General features: G+C 71.2%; 18 protein-coding genes. 13 read left to right on the top strand and 5 right to left on the bottom strand.

The features are described 5' to 3' along the window. Positions 1 to 7: 7 nt before the first annotated feature. The 3 genes from ACZ6MZ_RS15840 to ACZ6MZ_RS15850 are packed head-to-tail and all read right to left on the bottom strand — an operon-like array spanning position 8 to position 2,767. Positions 8 to 1,300, bottom strand: a complete 1,293-nt coding sequence (locus tag ACZ6MZ_RS15840; RefSeq protein ID WP_469352318.1) for a coenzyme F420-0:L-glutamate ligase — start codon at positions 1,298 to 1,300, stop codon at positions 8 to 10. Beyond that, a complete protein-coding gene (gene cofD / locus ACZ6MZ_RS15845) occupies positions 1,297 to 2,253 on the bottom strand; it encodes a 2-phospho-L-lactate transferase (RefSeq protein WP_389792116.1) in 957 nt (318 codons plus the stop codon). Before cofD ends, ACZ6MZ_RS15840 begins: the two co-directional genes overlap by 4 nt. A gap of 13 nt (positions 2,254 to 2,266) precedes the next feature. Beyond that, a complete protein-coding gene (locus ACZ6MZ_RS15850; RefSeq protein WP_384336520.1) occupies positions 2,267 to 2,767 on the bottom strand; it encodes a cysteine dioxygenase in 501 nt (166 codons plus the stop codon). A gap of 671 nt (positions 2,768 to 3,438) precedes the next feature. Between ACZ6MZ_RS15850 and ACZ6MZ_RS15855 the strand changes: the two genes are divergently transcribed. The 3 genes from ACZ6MZ_RS15855 (at position 3,439) to ACZ6MZ_RS15865 (ending at position 9,308) form a co-directional block, all read left to right on the top strand. After that, positions 3,439 to 3,702 (top strand): WhiB family transcriptional regulator, encoded by a 264-nt coding sequence (locus ACZ6MZ_RS15855; RefSeq protein ID WP_014046372.1) that lies wholly within the window; start codon positions 3,439 to 3,441, stop codon positions 3,700 to 3,702. 300 nt (positions 3,703 to 4,002) lie between these two features. Beyond that, positions 4,003 to 7,728 (top strand): glycosyltransferase family 2 protein, encoded by a 3,726-nt coding sequence (locus tag ACZ6MZ_RS15860; protein ID WP_469352321.1) that lies wholly within the window; start codon positions 4,003 to 4,005, stop codon positions 7,726 to 7,728. Next, on the top strand, positions 7,725 to 9,308 hold the full coding sequence (locus ACZ6MZ_RS15865; protein ID WP_469352323.1) for a DUF5719 family protein: 1,584 nt from the start codon (positions 7,725 to 7,727) through the stop codon (positions 9,306 to 9,308). Before ACZ6MZ_RS15860 ends, ACZ6MZ_RS15865 begins: the two co-directional genes overlap by 4 nt. A gap of 222 nt (positions 9,309 to 9,530) precedes the next feature. On the opposite strand, the gene ACZ6MZ_RS15870 is transcribed toward ACZ6MZ_RS15865, so the two are convergent. Continuing rightward, on the bottom strand, positions 9,531 to 9,959 hold the full coding sequence (locus ACZ6MZ_RS15870) for a metallopeptidase family protein (protein ID WP_386879410.1): 429 nt from the start codon (positions 9,957 to 9,959) through the stop codon (positions 9,531 to 9,533). A 273-nt stretch (positions 9,960 to 10,232) separates the two neighbouring features. Here ACZ6MZ_RS15870 and ACZ6MZ_RS15875 point away from each other — a divergent pair, with 273 nt between their 5' ends. The 9 genes from ACZ6MZ_RS15875 (at position 10,233) to ACZ6MZ_RS15915 (ending at position 20,699) form a co-directional block, all read left to right on the top strand. Continuing rightward, positions 10,233 to 10,658, top strand: coding sequence for a DUF3499 domain-containing protein (locus ACZ6MZ_RS15875; RefSeq protein WP_384191969.1), 426 nt, complete (start codon positions 10,233 to 10,235; stop codon positions 10,656 to 10,658). 191 nt (positions 10,659 to 10,849) lie between these two features. Beyond that, positions 10,850 to 12,466, top strand: a complete 1,617-nt coding sequence (locus ACZ6MZ_RS15880; RefSeq protein WP_384336516.1) for an L-lactate permease — start codon at positions 10,850 to 10,852, stop codon at positions 12,464 to 12,466. Positions 12,467 to 12,534: 68 nt separating this feature from the next. Continuing rightward, entirely contained in the window at positions 12,535 to 13,893 is a 1,359-nt protein-coding gene (locus ACZ6MZ_RS15885) for a phosphomannomutase/phosphoglucomutase (protein ID WP_389792106.1), read from the top strand. Between the two features lie 584 nt (positions 13,894 to 14,477). After that, a complete protein-coding gene (locus ACZ6MZ_RS15890; RefSeq protein WP_384191961.1) occupies positions 14,478 to 14,660 on the top strand; it encodes a Trm112 family protein in 183 nt (60 codons plus the stop codon). 94 nt (positions 14,661 to 14,754) lie between these two features. Beyond that, on the top strand, positions 14,755 to 15,897 hold the full coding sequence (locus tag ACZ6MZ_RS15895) for an SIS domain-containing protein (protein WP_469352327.1): 1,143 nt from the start codon (positions 14,755 to 14,757) through the stop codon (positions 15,895 to 15,897). A gap of 96 nt (positions 15,898 to 15,993) precedes the next feature. After that, positions 15,994 to 17,157 carry a mannose-6-phosphate isomerase, class I gene (gene manA / locus ACZ6MZ_RS15900; protein ID WP_389793050.1) on the top strand — a complete coding sequence of 388 codons (1,164 nt, stop codon included), beginning with the start codon at positions 15,994 to 15,996 and terminating at the stop codon, positions 17,155 to 17,157. Between the two features lie 87 nt (positions 17,158 to 17,244). Continuing rightward, on the top strand, positions 17,245 to 18,222 hold the full coding sequence (locus ACZ6MZ_RS15905; RefSeq protein WP_389793048.1) for a cation diffusion facilitator family transporter: 978 nt from the start codon (positions 17,245 to 17,247) through the stop codon (positions 18,220 to 18,222). Between the two features lie 258 nt (positions 18,223 to 18,480). Further along, positions 18,481 to 19,938: an adenosylhomocysteinase gene (gene ahcY / locus ACZ6MZ_RS15910; RefSeq protein WP_469352330.1), complete on the top strand. Its 1,458-nt coding sequence runs from the start codon at positions 18,481 to 18,483 to the stop codon at positions 19,936 to 19,938. Between the two features lie 146 nt (positions 19,939 to 20,084). Then, positions 20,085 to 20,699, top strand: a complete 615-nt coding sequence (locus ACZ6MZ_RS15915; protein ID WP_469352331.1) for a hypothetical protein — start codon at positions 20,085 to 20,087, stop codon at positions 20,697 to 20,699. 9 nt (positions 20,700 to 20,708) lie between these two features. On the opposite strand, the gene ACZ6MZ_RS15920 is transcribed toward ACZ6MZ_RS15915, so the two are convergent. Then, on the bottom strand, positions 20,709 to 21,620 hold the full coding sequence (locus ACZ6MZ_RS15920; RefSeq protein ID WP_469352333.1) for an RDD family protein: 912 nt from the start codon (positions 21,618 to 21,620) through the stop codon (positions 20,709 to 20,711). Between the two features lie 119 nt (positions 21,621 to 21,739). On the opposite strand from ACZ6MZ_RS15920, the gene ACZ6MZ_RS15925 reads away from it, so the two are divergent. Next, positions 21,740 to 22,747 (top strand): stage II sporulation protein M, encoded by a 1,008-nt coding sequence (locus ACZ6MZ_RS15925; protein ID WP_389793040.1) that lies wholly within the window; start codon positions 21,740 to 21,742, stop codon positions 22,745 to 22,747. Positions 22,748 to 23,147 lie beyond the last annotated feature (400 nt).

Below are 23,147 nucleotides of genomic sequence, written 5' to 3' on the forward strand. Positions count from 1 at the left end.
CAGGCTCTCAGCGCACCTCGATGAACATCGACCCTTCCCGGGCCGGCCGGTCCTTCGGGGGGCTCGCCGCGTGGCCCACCGCCACCGCGCCCATCGGATCCCAGTCCGCCGGCAGGTCCAGCACCTCGCGGACGACCTCCCGGCAGAACATCGTCGACGAGACCCACGCGGAGCCGAGCCGCTCGCCCGCCAGCGCCACCAGGAAGTTCTGGACGCCCGCGCCCATGGCGACCACGAACATCTCGCGCTCCGCGGTGTCACGCCGGGCGTCGCCGTACGAGTGGGAGCCGTCCATCACCAGGCAGGGCACGACCAGATACGGCGCCTTGCGCAGGACGTCGCCACGGCGGACGCGTCTGGCGATGGAGTCCTCCGACTTGCCGTCGCGGCGCAGGTCCGCGATCCAGGCGTCGCGCATCGCGTCCAGCAGACGCGTGCGGGACTCGGGCGACTCCAGAAGAACGAAGCGCCACGGCGTCGTGTGATGTGGGGCCGGGGCAGTGACCGCCGCCGCGACCGCGCGGCGGACCGCGCCCGGGTCGACCGCGCCGTCGGTGAAGTCGCGGACCGTACGCCTCTGGGTGACCGCTTCCCGTACCGCCTCGGACGTGCCGAGCCGGAACATGTCGTCGGCCGCGACCCGCACCATCGCCCTGGCGCCCTCATCCGCGTCGCCGACGAGATGGGACAGGCCGGTCACCACGGCCACCGGCAGGCCCTCGGCCTTGCCCTTCACCAGGTCGCCCGCGGCGGCCAGCTCATCGGCGACGGCGATGACCGTCGCGCTGAGCGGATTGCCGTGGGCGTCCGTCCCGCCGCGCAGATCGTCGAGGACCCGCACCCCGGCGGCGCCGATCGCGACATCGGTGAGTCCATTGCGCCAGGGCCGCCCGAAGGTGTCCGTGACGATCACTCCGATGTCCACCCCGAGCGCGTCCCGCAGGCCGTCCCGTATCGCCCGCGCCGAGGCGTCCGGGTCCTCGGGCAGCAGCAGCACGGTCCCCGGCGCGGTGTTGGAGGCGTCCACGCCGGCCGCCGCCATCACCAGCCCCTGCCGGTTCTCGACGATACGAAGGGGCCCGCGCCGCGCGACTATCCGTACGGTCTCCGCGTCGATGGCCGCCTCGCGGTCGGCCGCCTCGATGATCCGGCCCTCGGCCTTGGAGACGATCTTCGAGGTGACGAGCAGGACATCACCGTCCGACAGCTCCGGCCCGGCGGCCGCGATCAGCTTCGCGAGGTCGTCGCCGGGGCGGACCTCCGGCAGTCCCGGCAGCGCGCGGACGCGGTACGACGTCACGTCCGCACCTCCTCGGCCAGCGTCAGCGCCGCACGGGCCATCTCGGCGGTGGCGTCCACGTCCGTCATCATCAGCGGGACGGCCCGGGTGCGGATCCCCGCTCCCTCGATCTCGGCCACCGAGGCCGCGTCCACGGTGTCGACGAGCCAGCCGTCGAGCAGCCCGGAGCCGTAGTGCAGGGCGACGGCCGCGGCCGTCGACTCCACGCCGATCGCGGCGAGCACCTTGTCGGCCATTCCGCGCACCGGGGCGTCCCCGACGATGGGGGAGAGGCCGACGACCGGCACGCCCGCCTCGGCGATGGCTTCCCGGATACCGGGGACGGCCAGGATCGTGCCGATGCTGACCACCGGGTTGGACGGCGGGAAGAGGATGACGTCGCAGGAGGCGATGGCGTCCAGCACTCCCGGCGCCGGCTTGGCCTGGTCGGCGCCGACCGGGACGACCGCCTGGGCGTCGACGGACGCCCGCATCTTCACCCAGTACTCCTGGAAGTGCACCGCCTTCCGCTCGCCGTCCACATCGACCGCGACATGGGTCTCGATGCGGTCGTCGGACATCGGCAGCAGCCGCACGCCCGGCTTCCAGCGGGCGCAGAGCGCTTCCGTGACGGCGCTCAGCGAGTAGCCCGCGCCGAGCATTTGCGTACGGACGATATGGGTGGCGAAGTCGCGGTCGCCGAGGCCGAACCACTCGGGCCCCACCCCGTAGGCCGCGAGCTCCGCCTTGACCTGGAAGGTCTCGTCCGTACGCCCCCAGCCCTGCTCTTCATTGATGCCACCGCCGAGGGTGTACATCACCGTGTCGAGGTCGGGGCAGACCTTCAGCCCGAACAGATGGATGTCGTCACCGGTGTTGCCGATCACCGTGACGTCCGCGTCCGGCGCGGCCTGCTTGAGGCCGCGGAGGAAGCGGGCGCCGCCGATACCGCCGGCCAGAACCACAATGCGCATGCTGTGCAGTTTGTCAGGCGGGTACGACATCCTGGGCGGCCGGGGCGCAGCGGGCGGAGTGCATCGGCATCTCGGTCAGACCCGGGTAATAGATGTGCAGGCTCACGGCCGGTTCGATCGCGTCGTTGACGACCTCATGGACATAACCGGGCGCGAAGACGCGCTGCGCGCCCGGCGTGAGGGCGCGGCTGCCGCGCTCCGTACGCTCCGTCAGTTCACCGGCGAGCACGGTCAGTACGCCCGAGGAGCGGCCGTGGTCGTGCGACCCGGTGCCCTGGCCCGGCACCCAGGAGAGCAGCCAGACCTCGTAGCCGGGGCCGGTGCGCAGCCGGTGGTACCAGCGGCTGACGGCGTCGTACCGGACGAGCGGGGCCCACTGCGCGCGGTCGGCGGCGAGGGTACGGGCGAGCCCGGCGAACTCGGCCACGGTGGCCGGGTGCTCCCGGGCGGGCTGGAGGAGATGCTGGACCTCAAGGAGGTCGCCGGCGATCTGGAGGTCGCTGTCGCTGTTCATGGGTGCGGTGGTTCCTCGGAGCGGTGCGGGAACGCGGCAGGTGCCGCGGAGCGCGGGCGTGGCGACGGGAGAGCTAGCCGCAGTGGCTGGAGTGGCTGGAGCCCGGGGGCATCAACAGCTGCAACAGAAACAGCTGGAACAGCAACAGCGAGCCTGGACAGCGCTGCGGAATCCACGGACGTGGGTCGCGGTGTGCGCGGGGATCGCTGGCATGTAACCAAAGGTGACGAATGCGTTCGTCGATGTCAACTCAATGCCCGATTTGGCGGTAATGTTTCACCTCATCCGGTTACTGCGATCGGAGAAAGGTTTGTGCCCCTTCAACTGCGGAGACATGGGCCAGCGACTGCGCTCGCAAACACCGTCGCACCCTCGTGACCAGACTGTGATCCGGATCGCTTCCGTGGCCGGATCCGCAACAAGGTCGGGGTTCGTGACGTCTCTCCGGGTGAGAGGGGGTGGATGCGGGCAGGCCAGTGGCATGTGTCAGGTTTTTGGTGATTTGAACACTTTCCGCATAGCCTTGGTTCCGCAGAGTGAATACCGGGACCAATAGCAGATCTCGGCTTGACTGGCCCGGAGCCACACACTTGTAATTTCACTCGTGTCGTTCGGCCGGAAATCGACAGCGGCCACATCACGGGGACGCAAAAGACAGACGAGGGGCGCACATGACCGAGCTGTTCCAGCAACTGCTGGTCGAGGACGCGGACGAGGAACTCGGCTGGCAGGAGCGCGCCTTGTGCGCCCAGACCGATCCTGAGTCCTTCTTCCCCGAGAAGGGTGGCTCCACCCGCGAGGCGAAGAAGGTCTGCCTCGCCTGTGAGGTCCGCTCCGAATGCCTTGAGTACGCCCTCGCCAACGACGAGAGATTCGGTATCTGGGGCGGGCTGTCCGAGCGCGAGCGCCGCCGGCTCAAGAAAGCCGCGATCTGACCCGTCGTCCGACGCGCTCCGGACCCGGTCCGACCGCGACCCGATCGCGCTCCGGGTGCCGCCCGACGCGCTCCGGCCGCCGTCCGGCCGCCCTCCGGCAGCCGACCCGTCGACGACCGCCGGGGCCGGCCTGACCCCCTGGCGAATCGCCACAAACTCGTACGTAACGAACGGTCCGCAGTCTGCGCGTTCCCCGCAGGCGGCGGACCGTCCTGCTGCCAGCCGTTAGTGTGGGCCCCCATCCAAGACGCTCCAACGCCCCTTCGGGGCGACCCCCCGGCCGGAGGGCCCGTTACCTCAATGTCCCCCACCACCGCCGCGTTCGTTTCCGCCACCGCCCCCGAGTTTCCGCGGCACGTCGTGACCGCAGTACTCGTCTCGCACGACGGTGCGCGATGGCTGCCCGACGCCCTCGCCGGGCTGCTCGGCCAGGAACGCCCCGTACAGAACGTCATGGCAGCCGACACCGGCAGCGCCGACGACTCCGCCCGGCTGCTCACCGAGTCGCTCGGCGCCGACCGCGTCCTGCATCTCGCGCGCCGGTCCGGCTTCGGCACGGCCGTCGACGAGGCGGCCCGCTCCGCCGGGGTGCTCACCCCCGACGATCTGCCGTATCTGAAGCGGCCGAGCGGCTGGGATCCGGTGAACCGGACCTGGCGCGACGACGCGTACGACATGCCGGAACTGCCCCACGGCGAACCGGTGCAGTGGCTCTGGCTCCTCCACGACGACTGCGCGCCCGCCCCCGACGCCCTCGCCGAGCTGCTGCGCGTCGCCGACTCCGACGAGTACGCCGCCATCGTCGGCCCCAAGCTGCGCGGCTGGTACGACCGCAAGCAGCTCCTCGAAGTCGGCGTCTCCATCGCCAACAGCGGACGCCGCTGGACCGGGCTCGACCGGCGCGAACAGGACCAGGGGCAGCACGACCAGGTCCGTACCGTCCTCTCCGTCTCCAGCGCCGGCATGCTCATCCGCCGCGACGTCTGGGACGAACTCGGCGGCTTCGACCGCAGACTCCCGCTGATGCGCGACGACGTCGACCTGTGCTGGCGTGCCCACGCCGCGGGACACCGGGTGCTCATCGCCCCCGACGCCGTCCTGCGGCACGCAGAAGCGGCCGCGCGCGAGCGCCGTACGGTCGACTGCGCGGGCCGCTCCGTCGTCAACCCGCACCGCGTCGACAAGGCCGGCGCCGTCTACACCATGCTCGTCAACGCACGAGCCGCCGTCCTCCCCTACGTACTGCTCCGGCTCGTCCTGGGCACCCTGCTGCGCACCCTCGCCTATCTGGTGGGCAAGGCACCTGGCCAGGCCGTCGACGAAGTCATGGGGCTCTCGGGCACCCTGCTGCGGCCGGGACGGATCATCAGCGCCCGGCGGCAGCGCGGCAAGGGAGTGGTCGAGCCGGCCGAGCTGCGCCCCCTCTTCCCGCCGCCCGGCGCGACGATCCGTGCCACGGTCGAGCAGATCGCCGGAAGCCTCGGCGGCGACTCCGACGCCGACGCGGGCGGCTCACGGCACGGCGCCGTCGAGTCGGGCCCCGGCGGTGACGACGCCGACTTCATGGAGGTCGAGCAGTTCGCCCGGCTGAAGAAGCTCGCGCACAAGCCCGGCCCCGTCCTCTTCGCGATTCTCCTGGTCGTCTCCCTCGTCGCCTGCCGCGGACTGCTCGGCGGCGGCGCGCTCGCGGGCGGCGCCCTGCTGCCCGCGCCGGCGGACGTCTCCGACCTGTGGTCCCGGTACGCGGACGGCTGGCATCCCGTCGGCACGGGCGGCACCCAGACCGCACCCCCCTATCTCGCCGTGCTCGCCGCCCTCTCCGCGCTGTTCCTCGGCTCCACCGGCTTCGCGCTGACCCTGCTGCTCGTCTGCTCGGTCCCGCTGGCCGGACTCACCGCCTACTTCGCCTCACGGCCCCTCGTCGAGTCACGGCTGCTGCGGGCCTGGGCGAGCGTCGCGTACGCCTTCCTGCCCGCCGCCACCGGCGCGCTGGCCACCGGACGCCTCGGCACCGCCGTGCTGGCCGTCCTGCTGCCGCTGATCGCCCGCGCGGGCGTCGCCGCGTACGGGATGCGCGGCGAAGGCCGCGGCAGCTGGCGTGCCACCTGGGCGTACGCCTTCCTGCTGACCTTCGCGATGGCCTTCACCCCGGTCGTATGGCCGCTGGCGCTGCTGGCCGGGCTCGGTGTCCTCGCGCTGCGCCGTGACGAGATAGCCGCGTACGGTCCGCGCGTCCTGGCCGCCGTCGGCACCCCCGTCCTGCTGCTGGCCCCCTGGTCGCTCTCGCTGCTGACCGATTCCGCCGCCTTCCTGCGGGAGGCCGGCCTGGAGTTCGGTACGGGATCGGCCTCCGCGATCGATCTGCTCGGCATGAGCCCCGGCGGACCCAGGACCGCGGGCGGCATCCTGCTGATCGGTGTCGTCCTGGCCGCGCTGGCCGCCCTGCTGCGCGGCGAGCGGCAGTTCGCGATCCGCGCCGCCTGGGCCGTCGCCCTGGTCGCGCTGATCTTCGCCGTCCTCTCCAACAACTCCGGCTGGGCCGGACCCGCCACCCTCGTCTACGGGCTCGCGCTGATCGCGGCCGCCGTGCTCGGCGCCGACGGCGCCCGGGAGCGCGTCGCCGCCCAGAGCTTCGGCTGGCGCCAGCCCGTCGCCGCGCTCATCGCCGCCGCCGCGGCCGTCGCCCCGCTGCTCGCCGCCTTCGGCTGGATGATCAGCGGAGCGGCGGGACCGCTGGCGCGCCGCGACCCGGTCCAGGTCCCGGCGTTCGTCGCCGAGGAGAGCGTCACCCGCGACCAGCCGCGCACCCTGGTCCTCGGCGGCAGCTCCGCCGCCGAGGTCTCGTACACCCTGGTCCGCGGCTCGGGCGGCCGGCTCGGTGACGCCGAGCTGACCGCGGCGGGCGGCAGCGACCCCCGGCTCGACAAGGTCGTCGCGAATCTGGTCGCGGGATCCGGCGCCGACCAGACCGACCAGCTCAGCGGCTTCGCGGTCCGCTACGTACTTGTACGGGACGGAGCGCCGCGCGAGATGAGCCGCGTCCTCGACGCCACCCCGGGCCTGAGCCGGCTGAGCCAGCTGGACGGCAGCGCGCTGTGGCGCGTGGACCGTCAGATCTCGCGGGCCACGATCGTCGACGGCAAGGGGGAGGGCGAGTCGCTGGCTGTCGCCTCCTCACCCGTCGAGGCGCACACGGAGCTCCCGGCGGGCGCCGCGGGGCGGGTGCTGCGCATCGCGGACCGGGCCGCCGAGGGCTGGCAGGCCACCCTCGACGGGAAGGCGCTGACGAAGAAGACCGTCGACGGCTGGGCCCAGGGCTTCGAACTGCCCGCCGAGGGCGGACGGCTGGACCTCACGTACGAGAGCCCGGTCACCCACACCGCGTGGATCTGGGTGCAGGGCGCGCTCGCCGTCGTCCTGCTGGTGCTCGCCCTGCCGGGGCGCCGCCGCGAGATCGACGACGACCTGCCCGAGGAGGACGTCGAGATTCCGGCGCAGCCGGTCGAGGGCGAAGGACGCCGGGCCCGCAGGCTGCGGGCGGCGGCGGAGGCCGAGGGCCAGTACGAGACCGGCCAGCACGAGTCCGGCCAGTACGAGCCCGAGCAGCAGGAGGCCGTACCGCCGATGCCCGCCGCGGCTCCCGCGCCGGATCCGTACGGTCAGTCCGCCGCAGGCGACCAGCAGACGGCGTACGGGGCGGTGCCCCAGCAGCAGGCGGTGCCTCCGCAGCAGGTGCCCCAGCAGCAGCCGTACGGCGACTGGGACGGCACGACGTACGCCGGCGCGGAGTACGCCCGGAACCAGTACCCGGACGGGCAATACCAGGGCGCGCAGTACGGCGAAGGGCAGTACCAGCAGCCGTATCAGCAGTACCCGGCCGGCCAGTATCAGGAAGGCCAGTACCAGGAGGGCCAGGTGCCGTACGACCCGTCGCAGTACGACCCGTACGGCTACGGCCAGCAGCCCTACGCCGACGGCACCGAGAACGAGCAGCGTCCGCGCCCCGACGGGAGCAGCAACCAGTGAACCGTACGACTCTCTCCCTCATCGCGGCCGCCACCGCCCTCGCCGCCATCACCGGAATCGCCGCGCTGACCGCGCCGGACGGCCCCGGCGCGGCGGCGGCCCAGGCCCCGGCGCGGCTGCCCGTGGAGCGTTCCAGCCTGCTCTGCCCGGCGCCGAGCGCGTCGGACATCGCGGAGACGACGTACACCTCGTTCACCCCGGCGGGTGGTAAAGGTGGCGGCGACACGACAGGTTCCGCGGAACTGAAGGAATCCACCCTCACCTTGGTCGATCCGGGCACCGCCGACGACAAGAAGGCGGACGAGAAGGCGAAGGACGAGGACGCCAAGAAGGACGACAAGGCGAAGGGCGACGCGCCGAAGGATCCCGCGCAGGACAAGGCGTTCGTCGCCCTGAAGGAGCCGGGCAAGCCCGTCACCGCCGAGGCGAGCGGCGCCGCGGCCCCCGCCCTCGTCGGCACCGCCACCGGCCGGTTCGCCCCCGGCTGGGCCACCCAGCAGACCACCACCGTCAGCGTGGGCGGCGCGCGCGGCCTGCTCGGCACGGCCTGCACCGCGCCCGACACCAGCTTCTGGTTCCCGGGCGCCGGTACCGAGGAATCGCGGCAGGACTACGTCCATCTCACCAACCCCGACGACACGGCGGCCGTCGCCGACATCGAGCTGTACGGGAAGGACGGCGCCCTCAAGTCGGAGGTCGGCGAGGGCATTCCGGTGCCCGCCAGGTCCAGCGTCCCGGTGCTGCTCTCGACCCTGACCACCGAGGCCGCCGCCAATGTGACCGTCCATGTCACCACCCGGACCGGCCGGGTCGGCGCCGTGGTGCGCACCGCCGACGACAAGACGGGCAGCGACTGGCTGGCCGCCGCGGCCGATCCCGCGGGCCGCGTGGTCATGCCCGGCATCCCGGCGGACGCGACCGACGTACGTCTGGTGGCGTTCGCACCCGGTGCGGACGACGCCTACCTGAAGGTGCAGCTGGCCGGCGCCGACGGCACGATCACCCCGGCCGGGCAGGAGACCCTGCACGTCAAGTCGGGGATGACCGCGGCCCTCGACCTGGCGGACGTCACCAAGGGCGAGGCGGGTTCGCTGCTGCTCAGCCCCGCCGAGGACGGGCGCGCGACGCCGGTGGTCGCGGCGCTGCGTGTGGTCCGCGGCAAGGGCGCCAAGCAGGAGATCGCGTTCATCCCGGCGACCGGGCCGATCGGGTCGCGGGCGACCGCGGCCGACAACCGCGCCAAGGGCTCGACGCTGTCGCTGACCGCGCCGGGCGGGACCGCGAAGGTGAAGGTCACGGCCTCGGCGGGCAGCGAGGCGGGTGAGCCGGTGGTGAAGACGTACGTGGTGAAGGCCGGTACGACCCTGGCCGTCACGCCGCCCGTGCCGGACGGGCTGAAGGGCTCGTACGCGCTGACGATCGAGCCGGAGTCGGGTGGTCCGGTCCACGCGGCGCGCACGCTCGCCCTGCCGGAGGACGGCGTCCCGATGTTCACGGTGCAGACGCTGCCGGACGACCGGGGGACGGTGTCCGTGCCGAAGGCCAAGGAAGACCTGTCGATCCTCGGCGGCCAAGGCTAGTGCCCCTCCCGGCAATGTTTGCCCCGTCGCGACGCCCAGCACGCACGCTCGCCGCATTGGCCAAAGACCCGAGTAGCTCCGCTACAAGGGCCTCCGGCCGCCTTGCGATCGTACGCACCGGCCGCCGCTCCTCGACGGGCAAACATTCCCGGTCGCGGCACTAGACCGCGCCCGGCCCTGACCCACTCCGGGTCAGGACCGGGCCGGCAGGTCAGGGTCCGGTCACTCCTGGCCGTACCGCGGATCGACGGACTCGGGCGCGAGGCCGAGCAGCTCCGCGACCTGCTCGACCACGATCTCGTGCACCAGCAGCGCGCGATCGTCGCGGCTCTTGGTACGGATCTCCACGGGCCGGCGGTAGACCAAAATCCGCGCCGGGTGCTCCTTGCTCGCGGGGACCGAGCTGCCGAGCGGCACGGACTCGTCCTGTGTGCTGGGCACGTCCATGACCAGGAATTCGACCTCGGCCAGCTGTGGCCAGCGTCGCTCGAGGCGGTCCACGGAGTCCCGTACAAGATCACGGAAGGTCTCCGAGCGGCTGGCGGAGAGCGGCACCTGGGGCGGGGCGACGGGGCCACGCATCCCGCGGCCGTGGCGGTCGCGGCGGCGTGGCCGTGGCTCGGTCGGGCGGGGCGGTACAGGACTGTCCATCACTCACGCAGGGTAGCCCTCCCGGGCCCCGACGATCGTGGCCGCCGCCCCCTCGGGCGGCATGTCGCATATTGAGCATTCCGGCCAAGCTTGGGCTCGATTCCATACATCTGCGCGATCGGCGATCTCGCCTTCAATGACGGGTTTTGCCCCAAGTGGTGACCGCGTCACGGGCTGTCGCCGCCCGGTCACTTGTCCTCCCCCGCAGGTCAGGGCAGTTGCTCCCGGCCATGTCGGGCCGGATGTCGGGGCGCGACACGGTGGAGTGACCTGGTGGAGAGTCGTCGCGGCCCGCTCAAGAGTGCGGTACCGTCCAACGTCGTGAGCCCTGTACGTCGCTGTTCGCGCACCGCGTGCGGCCGCCCTGCTGTCGCGACACTGACGTACGTCTATGCCGACTCGACCGCGGTCCTCGGCCCGCTCGCCACCTACGCCGAGCCTCATTGCTACGACCTGTGTGCGGAACACAGCGAGCGGCTGACCGCTCCGCGCGGCTGGGAGGTCGTCCGTCTGACGGACGGCTCGGCTCCCGCGCGCCCGAGTGGTGATGATCTTGAAGCGCTCGCCAACGCCGTGCGGGAAGCCGCCCGGCCCCAGGAGCGCGCTGCGGAGGGCGGCAGCAAAGGGCCGCGCGGCGCGAATCCGGCCGAGGTCGGGCGCCGGGGACATCTGCGCGTGCTGCGCTCTCCCGACTCCTGAGCCGTAGCTCCTGAGCGACAAGCGCTGCTTCCTTCGGCCACGGAAACCTTTCTTCCGCCGCCGCTCTCCCTGACGGGGATTTCCGGTACGGATCCTGTGCGGGCCATTGACCTTCGCTTGGCGCGGACACGACCATTTCCTCCCACCTACTGAGAGATCAGTTTCCGTATCGCGGAATCCGGAGGACTGTCGTGTTCGTACAGCAACTGGAACCCGTCGCCGACTCGCTCGCCCTCTCCGCCCTTGTCGCCGCGCTGCCCCTGGCCACCGTGCTGATCCTGCTCGGCGCCGTCCGTATGAAAGCCCACCTCGCCGGGCTCATCGGACTCGCCGTCGCCGTGCTGGTCGGCTGGCTCACCTTCGGCATGCCCCTGGGCCAGACCCTCTCGGCCGGCGCGCAGGGCGTGCTCTTCGGCCTCTTCCCGATCATGTGGATCGTCGTCAACGCCCTCTGGGTGTACCGCATGACGGTACGCACCCATCACTTCGACATCCTGCGGCGCTCCTTCGGGCGCCTCTCGGACGATCCCCGTATCCAGGCGCTCGTCATCGCCTTCTGCTTCGGCGCCCTGCTCGAAGCGCTCGCGGGCTTCGGGGCGCCGGTCGCCATCTGCTCGGTGATGCTGGTGGCACTCGGCTTCGACCCGGTCAAGGCCGCCGTCGTCGCGCTCGTCGCCAACACCGCGCCCGTGGCCTTCGGCGCCATGGGCACGCCGGTGGTGACACTCGCACAGGTCACCGGGCTGCCCCTGGACACCGTCGCCTCGGTGGTCGGACGGCAGACGCCGCTGCTCGCACTCGTCGTACCGCTGGTGCTGGTCCTGCTCGTCGACGGCCGGCGGGGGCTCCGCGAGACCTGGGTGCCCGCGCTGGCGTGCGGAGTCGCCTTCGCCGTCGCGCAGTTCGTCGCCTCGAACTACGTCTCCGCCCAACTCGCCGACATCGGCGCGGCGCTGGCGGGAGCGGCGGCGCTGGTGGCGATCCCCTCGGCGCGCAGGCCCGCCGCGGAACCGGTGCGCGCCGCGGTGCTCACCGGCGTACGGAGTGAGGACCTGGACCGGGAGGACCCGCGCCGCGAAGTGCTGCGCGCCTACGCCCCGTACGCCCTGATCGTGGTGATCTTCTCCCTCGCGCAGATCCCGCCGGTCAAGGAACTGCTCGCGAGGGCGACGCGGCTCTTCGACTGGCCGTTCCTCAACGTCGGCGACGCGGAGGGCAACCCGGTCGGCGCCAATATCTTCTCCCTCCCGCTCGTCGCGACGGGCGGCACGCTCGTCCTGCTCGCGGGCCTGTTCACCGCCGTCGTGCTCGGCGTTCGCGCGCGTGACGCGGCCCGGGAGTGGGCGGCGACCGTGTACGAACTGCGGTACGCGATTCTCACCGTCATCTCGGTCCTCGCTCTCGCGTACGTCATGAATCTCTCCGGACAGGCCGCCACCATCGGTCACTTCGTCGCGGCGGCGGGTGCGGGACTGGCCTTCCTCTCGCCGATCCTCGGGTGGTTCGGCGTCGCGGTCACGGGCTCGGACACCTCGGCCAACGCGCTCTTCGGCGCGCTCCAGGTGACGGCGGCGCAGCAGTCCGGTCTCTCGCCGGAACTGCTGGCCGCGGCGAACAGCTCCGGGGGAGTGCTGGGCAAGATGATCTCCCCGCAGAATCTGACGATCGCCTGCGCGGCGGTCGGGCTCGCCGGCAAGGAGGGAGACCTGCTGCGCAAGGTGCTGCCGTGGAGTCTGGGGCTTTTGCTGGTGATGTGTCTGATCGTGCTGGGACAGAGCACGATGGTGCTGGGCTGGATGCTTCCTTAACTGCGTACGGGTACCCGTACGGGTAGTTTGAAGTGACCGCAGTGACAGAAAGCTCTGGAGGGTTGGCCGTGGCCGATTTGTCGCAGATCGTGAAGGCGTACGACGTGCGTGGGGTGTACCCCGATCAGCTGGACGACCAACTCGCGGAGCTTTTCGGCGCCGCCTTCGTCGAGGTCACCGAAGCCGAGGCGATCGTCATCGGCCATGACATGCGGCCCTCCTCGCCCGGCCTCGCGTCGAGCTTCGCCCGGGGCGCCGTCTCGCGCGGCGCGGACGCCACGATCATCGGGCTCTGCTCCACCGACCAGCTGTACTACGCGTCGGGGGACATGAACCTGCCCGGCGCGATGTTCACGGCGTCGCACAACCCGGCCCGGTACAACGGCATCAAGATGTGCCGGGCCGGCGCGGCGCCGGTGGGTCAGGACACGGGCCTGGCGGAGATCCGCGCCCTGGTCGAGGGCTGGCTCGCGGACGCCCCCCCGGCCTCGGTGACGAAGCCCGGGCACATCATGCAGCGTGACACCCTGTCCGATTACGCCGAATACCTGCTGTCCCTGGTCGACCTCTCGACGATCCGCCCGCTGAAGGTCGTCGTGGACGCGGGCAACGGCATGGGCGGGCACACGGTCCCGACCGTGTTCGAGGGACTGCCGCTCGACGTGGTGCCGATGTACTTCGAGCTGGACGGTACGTTCCCGAACCACGAGGCCAACCCCCTCGACCCGAAGAACATCGTCGACCTCCAGGCCCGCGTCCGCGCCGAAGGCGCCGATCTGGGCCTGGCCTTCGACGGCGACGCGGACCGCTGCTTCGTCGTCGACGAGCGCGGCGAGGGCGTCTCCCCGTCGGCGATCACCGCGCTGGTGGCGGCGCGCGAACTGGCCAAGCACCCGGGCGGCACGGTCATCCACAACCTGATCACGTCCTGGTCGGTCCCCGAGGTCGTCAGGGAACACGGCGGCACCCCGGTCCGCACCCGCGTCGGCCACTCCTTCATCAAGCAGGAGATGGCCAATACGGGAGCGGTGTTCGGCGGCGAGCACTCCGCGCACTACTACTTCCGGGACTTCTGGAACGCGGATACGGGCATGCTCGCCGCGCTCCACGTCCTGGCGGCGCTGGGCGGCCAGGACGGCCCCCTGTCCGAGCTGGTCTCCTCTTACGACCGCTACGCGGACTCCGGCGAGATCAACTCCACGGTCGACGACCAGGCGGGCCGCATGGCCGCGGTCCGGGAGGCCTTCGCGAACCGTGACGGGGTCACGATCGACGAGCTCGACGGCTTGACGGTGACGGCGGCGGACTGGTGGTTCAACCTCCGGCCGTCCAACACGGAACCGCTGCTGCGGCTGAACGTGGAGGCGCGGGACGAGACGACGATGGGGAAGGCGCGGGACGAGGTCCTGTCCCTAATCCGCGCGTAGCGCCGTCCGGCGGGGGGTGCGGGTGCCGGGGTGCGGGTGCGGGGCCGTTTGTCGTGGTGCGGGTGTCGGGGGTTCCGGAGGTGCGTGTCCGGACTGCATGATTTACGGCGCCCTGCGGACCGGATCTCGGGTGCGGCTCGTCGTGCGCCACAAATCACGCTTTACGTCCGGTCACGCACCTCCTGCACCCCCGACCCCCTCCCGCCGGTGGGCCCGCGCCAAGCGGGTCGTGGGCCTGGGGCCCGGGGGTCTGTGCGGGTGGTGGAGGGGGACGGGTAGGGGTGGTGTCCAGGACGTAGAGCGTGATTTGTGGCGCTCGACAAGCTGTCACGTCACCACCGGTCCGCACGCGCCGTAAATCATGCAGTCCAGGACACCACCCCTACCCGGCACCCGGCGACAACCCGCACGTAAACACCGGCCCCCGCCAAAGACCACCGCACCCCGCCGGACGGCGCCCCGCACCCGGCGACAACCCGCACCCGAGAACCGGCCTCCGCCCAAGACAACCCGTACCCGCGCCCCCGCCGGACGGCGTTACCCTGACGGGGCTCGATCCGTCTGTTTGAAGGGATACCACCCCCATGCCGCTCGAAGCCGGCCTCCTGGAGATCCTCGCCTGCCCGGCCTGCCACGCGCCGCTCAGCGACCGCACCGCCGCCGACACCCCCGAGCTGATCTGCACCAGCGAGGACTGCGGCCTGGCCTACCCGGTACGCGACGACATCCCCGTCCTCCTCGTCGACGAGGCGCGGCGCCCCGCGTAAAGGCGCGGCGCCCCGCGTAAAGGCACGGCGCCCCGCGCAAAACCGCACGGCGCCCCGCGCAAAACCGCACGGCGCCCCGCGTAAGGAGGCCCCCATGCTCGACGAGTCGCTGCTCGACGCTCCCGACGCCCTGGCCCGTGCCGACCGGCTCGGGCTGCTCCGCGGGGCCGCCGAGGCCGGAGCCCGGGTGCGTACCGCGCTGCGGAACACCGCCGAGGCCGGCGTCGCCGAGCTCACCCCCGAGGGCCGCCCCCGCGCCGTACTGATCGCGGGTTCCGGCGCCGCCGCGACCGCCGTCGCCGAGCTGATCGCCGCCCTCGCCGGATCCGCCGCGCCCGTGGTCCGGCTCCGCCCCACCGGCGTCGCCCCGGCCGCCGGCGCGCTGCGCTGGGCGCTACCCGGCTGGGTCGGCCCCGTGGACCTGCTGCTGATCGCCACCACCGAGGGCAGCGAACCCGGCCTCGCGCTCCTTGCCGAGCAGGCGTACCGCCGCGGCTGCACGGTCGTCGCCGTCGCCCCGCGCCGGTCCCAGCTGAGCGAGGCCGTCGACGGTACGCACGGCCTCGTCGTGCCCATGGCGACGACTCCCAACGAGCAGTACGAAGGGGAGGGCACGCTGGTGGCCGGCCCCGGCGCCCTCTGGTCCCTGCTCATCCCCCTGCTCGCGCTGCTCGACCGCGCCGGCCTGCTCGCCGCGCCGACCGAGACGCTTCAGCGCGTCGCCGACCGGCTGGACCGCGCCGCCGAACGCTGCGGCCCGGCCATCGCGACGTACAGCAACCCGGCCAAGACCCTCGCCGCCGAGCTCGCCGACAGCCTCCCGCTGATCTGGACGGAGGGCACGGCCGCCGCCCCGGCCGGGCGCCGCTTCGCCGCCGTACTGGCAGAGCTCACCGGCCGGCCCGCGCTCGCCGCCGAGCTCCCCGAAGCCCTGATGGCCCACGGCGCGCTGCTCGCGGGTGACTTCGCGGGCGGCGCCGGCCCCGCCGACGACTTCTTCCGTGACCGGGTCGAGGAGCGCCAGGCCCTGCGCGCCCGGATCGTGCTGCTCAGGGACCGGCCCGCCGGCGGACTGACCGCGGCCCCCGCCGCCCGCGAGCTCGCGGGCGGCCATGACGTGGCCATCAGCGAGCTGGAGCCCGAAGAGGGCAGCGAACTCGAAGCCCTCGCCGAGCTGATCGCCGTCACCGACTTCGCCACCCTCTACCTGGCCCTCGCCGGGGGCGCCCCCGTATGAGCTGAACCCGCCCCGCCACCACACGTCCATCGCCGCAACACCCGTGGTGCGGCCGCACGCCACCCGCACGTCACCACGTACCAGAAGGCTCACCCCATGGACCGCCTCGCCAATACCGTGCGCCCCTACGCCTGGGGATCCACAACGCTCATCCCGGAACTGCTCGGCACCGCACCCACGGGAGAACCCCAGGCCGAGATGTGGATGGGCGCCCACCCGGGGGCGCCGTCCCGCCTCGACCGCGGCGCCGGCGAGCAGGCACTCTCCGCCGCCATCGACGCCGCCCCCGAGGCGGAACTCGGCGCGGCGGCGGTCGGGAAGTTCGGCCCCCGCCTGCCGTTCCTCCTCAAGCTCCTCGCCGCGGGATCCCCCCTCTCCCTCCAGGTCCACCCGAACCTCGCCCAGGCGAAGGAGGGTTACGCGGACGAGGAGCACCGGGCCGTCCCGATCGACGCCCCGCACCGGAACTACAAGGACGCCAACCACAAGCCCGAACTGATCTGCGCGCTCACGCCCTTCGACGGCCTGTGCGGCTTCCGCGCCCCGGACGCGGCCGCCGAGTTCCTGGCGCGGCTGGACGTCGACTCGCTCAAGCCGTACGTCGACCTCCTCCACGCCCACCCCGAAGAGGCCGCGCTGCGCGAGGTCCTGACCGCCGTCCTCGCCGCGGACCCGGCCGAGATGGCCGCCACCGTCACCGAGGCCGCCGCGGCCGCGGAGCGTCTCGGCGGCGACTACACGCCGTACGTGTCGATCGCGCACCACTACCCCGGCGACCCGGGCGTCATCGCCGCCATGCTGCTCAACTACGTACAACTGCAGCCCGGCGAGGCGCTCTTCCTCGGCGCCGGTGTCCCGCACGCCTATCTCAACGGCCTCGGCGTCGAGATCATGGCCAACTCGGACAACGTCCTGCGCTGCGGCCTCACGCCCAAGCATGTCGACGTCCCCGAACTGCTCCGTGTCGTGCGCTTCGAAGCGACCGAGCCGGGTGTCCTGCGCCCGGAGGCGTCCCCCTCGGGCGAGGAGCTGTACGACACCCCTGTCGATGAATTCCGGCTGTCCCGCTACTCCCTGGCCGCAGGTGGGGCGCCGCGCGACCTCACGGCCCCCGTGCCGCAGATCCTGCTCTGCACGGCCGGCACGCCCTACGCGAACGACTTCGCGCTGACCCCGGGCACCTCGGTCTTCGTCCCGGCGGGAGAGAAGGCCGAACTGTCCGGTACAGGCACCGTTTTCCGGGCAACAGTGAAGGCCTGAGCAACCGGCCACGCACACGGCTGCAACAATGTGCCGCCGTACCGCGGCGCCAGGGCCGCAGTACCGATGAAGGGACACAACGCACCCATGAGCGCGTCAGGCGGAACCAAGGCGATCGTGGCGGCGCTCGGCGCCAACCTCGCGATCGCAGTAGCCAAGTTCGTGGCGTTCCTCTTCAGTGGTTCGTCCTCGATGCTCGCGGAGAGCGTGCACTCCCTCGCCGACTCGGGGAACCAGGGGCTGCTGCTCCTCGGCGGCAAGAAGGCGAAGCGCGAGGCGACCCCGGAGCACCCCTTCGGCTACGGCCGCGAGCGCTATATCTACGCCTTCCTCGTCTCCATCGTGCTCTTCTCGGTCGGTGGCATGTTCGCCATCTACGAGGGCTACGAGAAGATCAAGCACCCGCACGCGATCGAGGCCTGGTACTGGCCGGTCGGTGTGCTCGTCTTCGCGATCATCGCGGAGTCGATCTCGTTCCGTACGGCCATCAAGGAATCCAACCTCACCCGTGGCACCCGCTCCTGGACGGAGTTCATCCGCCGCTCCAAGGCCCCCGAGCTCCCCGTCGTCCTCCTGGAGGACCTCGGCGCGCTGGTCGGTCTGGTGCTCGCCCTCTGTGGCGTCAGCGTGTCCCTGGCCACCGGTGACGGCGTCTGGGACGGCATCGGCACCCTCTGCATCGGCATCCTCCTCATCCTGATCGCGCTGGTTCTGGCGGCCGAGACGAAGTCCCTGCTCCTGGGTGAGTCCGCGGGCGTGGAGGACGTGCAGAAGATCAAGGCGGCGCTCGTCGACGGCGACGTGGTCACCGGCATCATCCACATGCGTACGCTCCACCTCGGCCCCGAGGAGCTGCTGGTCGCGGCCAAGATCGCGGTGCAGCACGACGACACGGCCACCGAAGTCGCCCACGCGATCAACGCGGCGGAGGCGCGGATCCGCGAGGCGGTCCCGATCGCCCGGGTGATCTACCTGGAGCCGGACATCTACAGCGAGTCGGCGGCCGCGTCCGGCACCAACCCCGCCAAGAGCCCCGGCGGCGAGACCCCGGCCACCGACCACTGAAGCGGCGCTGAGGCCTCTCTCTTCCGTGGATCCCTTTTCTCGATCGACTGTGGGCCGCTGGGTCGATCGGTGTAGATTCGTGCCCAGAGCCAGACGTCGCTGCTGATGGCGGTCGGGCGGTCCGCCCGCGCGGACCGTCCGAGGGAGAGAGGGCCTCCGACGGACTGCGCCGCGAGCGCCCGGGCATTCGTATGCCCGCCGCCGCAGAGCCAGCCGTACGTACCCACCCTCGACCCCCTTTACGAGGAGCAGCTCGATATGACGACTGTCGCCAACCGACAGGACTTCAAGGTCGCCGACCTCTCGCTCGCCGAGTTCGGCCGCAAGGAGATCAATCTCGCCGAGCACGAGATGCCCGGTCTGATGTCGATCCGCAAGGAGTACGCGGCGTCGCAGCCGCTCGCCGGTGCCCGGGTCACCGGCTCCCTGCACATGACGGTGCAGACCGCCGTCCTCATCGAGACCCTGACCGCTCTCGGTGCCGACGTCCGCTGGGCGTCCTGCAACATCTTCTCCACCCAGGACCACGCCGCCGCCGCCATCGCGGTCGGCCCCAACGGCACCCCGGACGACCCCCAGGGCGTCCCGGTCTTCGCCTGGAAGGGCGAGACGCTCGAGGAGTACTGGTGGTGCACGGAGCAGGCTCTGACCTGGCCGAACACGCCCACCGGCGGCCCGAACATGATCCTGGACGACGGCGGTGACGCCACCCTCCTGGTCCACAAGGGCGTCGAGTTCGAGAAGGCCGGCAAGGCCCCCGACCCGGCCACCGCGGACAGCGAGGAGTACGCCTACATCCTCCAGCTCCTGAACCGCACCCTCTCCGAGAACCCGCAGAAGTGGACCCGTCTGGCGTCCGAGATCCGCGGCGTCACCGAAGAGACCACCACCGGTGTCCACCGTCTGTACGAGATGCACCGCGACGGCACCCTGCTGTTCCCGGCGATCAACGTCAACGACGCGGTCACCAAGTCCAAGTTCGACAACAAGTACGGCTGCCGCCACTCCCTGATCGACGGCATCAACCGCGCCACCGACGTCCTGATCGGCGGCAAGGTCGCAGTCGTCTTCGGCTACGGCGACGTCGGCAAGGGCTGTGCGGAGTCCCTGCGCGGCCAGGGCGCCCGCGTGATCATCACCGAGATCGACCCGATCTGCGCGCTCCAGGCGGCGATGGACGGCTACCAGGTCGCCACGCTCGACGACATCGTCAGCATCGCTGACATCTTCGTCACCACGACCGGCAACAAGGACATCATCATGGCTGCGGACATGGCCAAGATGAAGCACCAGGCGATCGTCGGCAACATCGGTCACTTCGACAACGAGATCGACATGGCCGGCCTGGCCAAGATCGACGGCATCGTCAAGGACGAGGTCAAGCCGCAGGTCCACACCTGGACCTTCCCCGACGGGAAGACGCTCATCGTCCTCTCCGAGGGCCGCCTGCTGAACCTGGGCAACGCGACCGGCCACCCGTCCTTCGTGATGTCCAACTCGTTTGCGGACCAGACCCTGGCCCAGATCGAGCTCTTCACCAAGCCGGAGGAGTACCCGACGGAGGTCTACGTGCTCCCCAAGCACCTGGACGAGAAGGTGGCCCGTCTCCACCTCGACGCGCTCGGTGTGAGGCTCACGACGCTCCGCCCGGAGCAGGCCGCCTACATCGGTGTCGACGTCGCGGGCCCGTACAAGCCCGACCACTACCGCTACTGATCCACTCTCGGCCCACTGACGGGCTGACGGGCCACTGACGCGCCCCCAGTGACAGGTACCCGCGGTACCGGACAGGCCCCCGCACCCCCGTGTCGGGGGCCTGTCCCGTGTCAGTCGCCGAGCGCTCGCAAGACCAGAAGGACCCCATGCCCCGCGGCCGTTATTCGCTGCACGATCCGCACGACCACACCCCTCTCGGTGACGAACACTTCCACTGCGCGCCAGGCCCCTCCGGCTGGCGCTACGTCTCCCAGATCACCACTCCCTCCGGCGACCACGCCGGCTCCGTCGATCTGGCCCTCGACGAACTCGGCCGGCCCATCCGTCTTGAGCTGAACGCCGCGAGCTGGCAGGTCCGGGGCGCCGCCCTCGACGGCGTCACCTGGGTCCGTACCGACCCCACCGGCACCCACGCCACCGAAGGCAACGTCCGCGCCCATGCCTTCACCGGCACATCCCCCGCGTTCCTCGTGGCAACAGCCCGGCTTCTGCGCCTCACCCCCGATTCCCCCGCCACTCGTGTCCGCCTCGTCGCCTTCACGGACCCAGTGCTCGCCCCCCGCACCCTCGACCAGTCCTGGGCCCTGGTGAACAGTGAAGCGCACCCCACTGACAACGGACCTCTGATCGTGGACGAGTACCAGGTCAACGCCCTGGACACCGGTGAACAACATGCGATTCACCTCGCCGGCGACGTCGTGCTCTCCGCTCCCGGCATCGAACTCGAAGACCTCGAAACCCCGCCCTCGACCCTGACCTGACGCCCGCGCCTACGCCGGCGGGGCGAACCCCGTGCCCGACGGCGACCCGGCACCCGGCGTCTGCTCCGCCGCCCCGACAGCCGGTCCGGCCACGGGCGCAGGGGGAGTTGAGGCGGGGATGGGAGCGGGAGTGGGAGTGGGAGCGGGAGTGGGCACAGGGCCCGGGGCCCTGGAGGCGCCGAAGGCCCGTCGCGCATCCCTCGCCTGCCGCTCGTTCACCACGGCCGCCAAGTACGCGGCGGCGGGCACCCCCTGCGGCGCCGGCGCTCCCGTACGCATCGCCAGATCGCCCGCGAGCCGCTCCGCCATAGACCAGCTCACGCCGGCGTCGAGCTGCCCCATCCGCGTCAGGTACTGGCGGATCGCGAGCCACAGCTCGTCCGGCACGGCGGAAAGATCCAGCTCCGCGAATCGCCCGACGAGCCAGGGCGGAGGCGGCGGGACCGTCGCCATGCGGGTGGCAGGAACCCTCTCCCGTACGACCAGCGTCCCCGCGAAGACATCCCCGATCCGCCGCCCCCGCGCCGACACCAGCGACGCGACACAGGCGACGACCCCGAAGCTCATCAGGATCTCCACCACCCCCATCGCCCCGCGCACGAGCGCGTGCCGGAACCGGATGGGCCCGCCGTCGTCCCGCACGACCCGCAGACCACAGGCCAGCTTCCCCAGCGAACGCCCGTGGCTGAGGGTCTCCACCGCGATCGGACCGCCCACCAGCACCAGCAGGAACGTCGCGACGGACAGCGCCGTGACCGCCGCATCGTCCAGTGAGCTCGTTGCCAGGACGATCCCGAGCGACACCAGAAGGTAGGCGGCCCAGGCCGCCACGAGGTCGATCGCCATGGCCAGCGCCCGGCTCGGCAGCTTCGCCGGGCGCAGCCCCAGTACGACCGCATCGCCCGTCACAAGCTCATTCACCGGTGCCCACCCTTCGCCGACCTTCCCTGCCCCTGGAAAGCTCAGTCTGCCAAGCTGGCCCGCAGCGCGCCGCAGTAGTACGGACCGTACGGACCCAGTGCCTGGAGCAGCAGCCGACCATGGATCTCGATGTCTTCGTGACAGCCCACCGCGCCGAGTGGGACCGCCTGGATCATCTCCTGCGCCGCGGGCGCCGCCTCAGCGGCACCGAGGCGGACGAACTTGTCGCCCTCTATCAGCGCACGGCCACTCATCTCTCCCTGATCCAGTCCAGCGCTCCCGACCCCCTGGTCACCACGCGCCTCACCCAGCTCGTGGCCCGCGCCCGTGCCACGGTCACCGGCACCCGCCGCGCCACCTGGCGCGACGCCGCGCGCTTTCTGACGGCGGGCTTTCCCGCGGCCGTCTACCGGTCCCGGCGCTGGTGGATACCGACCGCGCTCCTTTCCACGCTCCTCGCCGTGGTCATCGGCTGGTGGATCGGAGTACATCCCGAGGTCCAGTCCGCGATAGCCGCCCCCGACGAGCTGCGCCAGATGACCCGGCCCGGTGGCGAGTACGAGACGTATTACTCGAGCCACCCCGCAGCGTCCTTCGCGGCCCAGGTCTGGACGAACAACGCCCAGGCCGCCGCCATGTGCCTCGTCCTGGGCGCGTTCCTCTGTCTCCCGGTGATCTGGATCCTCTTCGTCAACGTGCTCAACCTGGGTGTCGGCATCGGGCTGATGTCGTCCGCCGGCCGCCTCGACACCTTCCTGGGCCTGATCCTTCCGCACGGTCTGCTCGAACTGACCGCGGTCTTCGTCGCCGCCGGTACGGGCCTCAAGCTCGGCTGGACGGTGATCGACCCGGGTCCGTACAGCCGCCGTACCGCCCTCGCCCAGCAGGGGCGGGCCGCGCTCGGCATGGCCCTGGGCCTGGCGTTGGTCCTCTTTGTGTCAGGTGTGATCGAAGGCTTCGTGACCCCGTCCGGCCTGCCCACGTGGGCGCGCATCGCCATCGGTGTCGTCGCTGAAGTGGTCTTCCTGGCGTACGTCTACATCCTCGGCGGCCGAGCGGTGCGGACCGGCGAGACAGGGGACGTGGCGGAAGCGGACCGGAGCGCCGAACTTCCCACCGCCGCCTGATGTGCGGAGCGCGTCTCTGACCTGTTAGTCTCCTCTTCGCCCCACAAAGACCGTTGACACGGCCAGCGTGGGGAGGTAGATTTGAACGGTTGCCTCGAAGCTGGACAAGCTCCGAGTGCGGTGGTAAATATCTACGCGGCTCCCGACGGAAATCGAATTTCTGTGGAGCCCCTTCGATTCGACACTCAGATGGACGAAGGCCGATGCGAATCGGCACGAATGTTTCTGATAATGTCGCGTCCGTCGAAAGACAAAAGGCCAATCCAAAGGCCACCAGAATTCTTGAGGCAAGAACAGCCAAATGAATCTGGTAGAGTCGGAATCGCCGGAAAGGGAAACGCGAAAGCGAAGAACCGGAAGGCAACCCCGCTCCGACGGGGAATCGGACACGAAAGAGTCT

It is taken from the genome of Streptomyces sp. NPDC042201, from assembly GCF_055582185.1.

Excerpts from the sequence above, each read along its gene's own strand:
- ACZ6MZ_RS15925 (WP_389793040.1), top strand. The coding sequence starts at position 21,740 with ATGGATCTCGATGTCTTCGTGACAGCCCACCGCGCCGAGTGGGACCGC.
- ACZ6MZ_RS15915 (WP_469352331.1), top strand. The coding sequence starts at position 20,085 with ATGCCCCGCGGCCGTTATTCGCTGCACGATCCGCACGACCACACCCCT.
- ACZ6MZ_RS15895 (WP_469352327.1), top strand. The coding sequence starts at position 14,755 with ATGCTCGACGAGTCGCTGCTCGACGCTCCCGACGCCCTGGCCCGTGCC.
- ahcY (WP_469352330.1), top strand. The coding sequence starts at position 18,481 with ATGACGACTGTCGCCAACCGACAGGACTTCAAGGTCGCCGACCTCTCG.
- ACZ6MZ_RS15860 (WP_469352321.1), top strand. The coding sequence starts at position 4,003 with ATGTCCCCCACCACCGCCGCGTTCGTTTCCGCCACCGCCCCCGAGTTT.
- ACZ6MZ_RS15850 (WP_384336520.1), bottom strand. The coding sequence starts at position 2,767 with ATGAACAGCGACAGCGACCTCCAGATCGCCGGCGACCTCCTTGAGGTC.
- manA (WP_389793050.1), top strand. The coding sequence starts at position 15,994 with ATGGACCGCCTCGCCAATACCGTGCGCCCCTACGCCTGGGGATCCACA.
- ACZ6MZ_RS15870 (WP_386879410.1), bottom strand. The coding sequence starts at position 9,959 with ATGGACAGTCCTGTACCGCCCCGCCCGACCGAGCCACGGCCACGCCGC.
- ACZ6MZ_RS15855 (WP_014046372.1), top strand. The coding sequence starts at position 3,439 with ATGACCGAGCTGTTCCAGCAACTGCTGGTCGAGGACGCGGACGAGGAA.
- cofD (WP_389792116.1), bottom strand. The coding sequence starts at position 2,253 with ATGCGCATTGTGGTTCTGGCCGGCGGTATCGGCGGCGCCCGCTTCCTC.
- ACZ6MZ_RS15905 (WP_389793048.1), top strand. The coding sequence starts at position 17,245 with ATGAGCGCGTCAGGCGGAACCAAGGCGATCGTGGCGGCGCTCGGCGCC.
- ACZ6MZ_RS15890 (WP_384191961.1), top strand. The coding sequence starts at position 14,478 with ATGCCGCTCGAAGCCGGCCTCCTGGAGATCCTCGCCTGCCCGGCCTGC.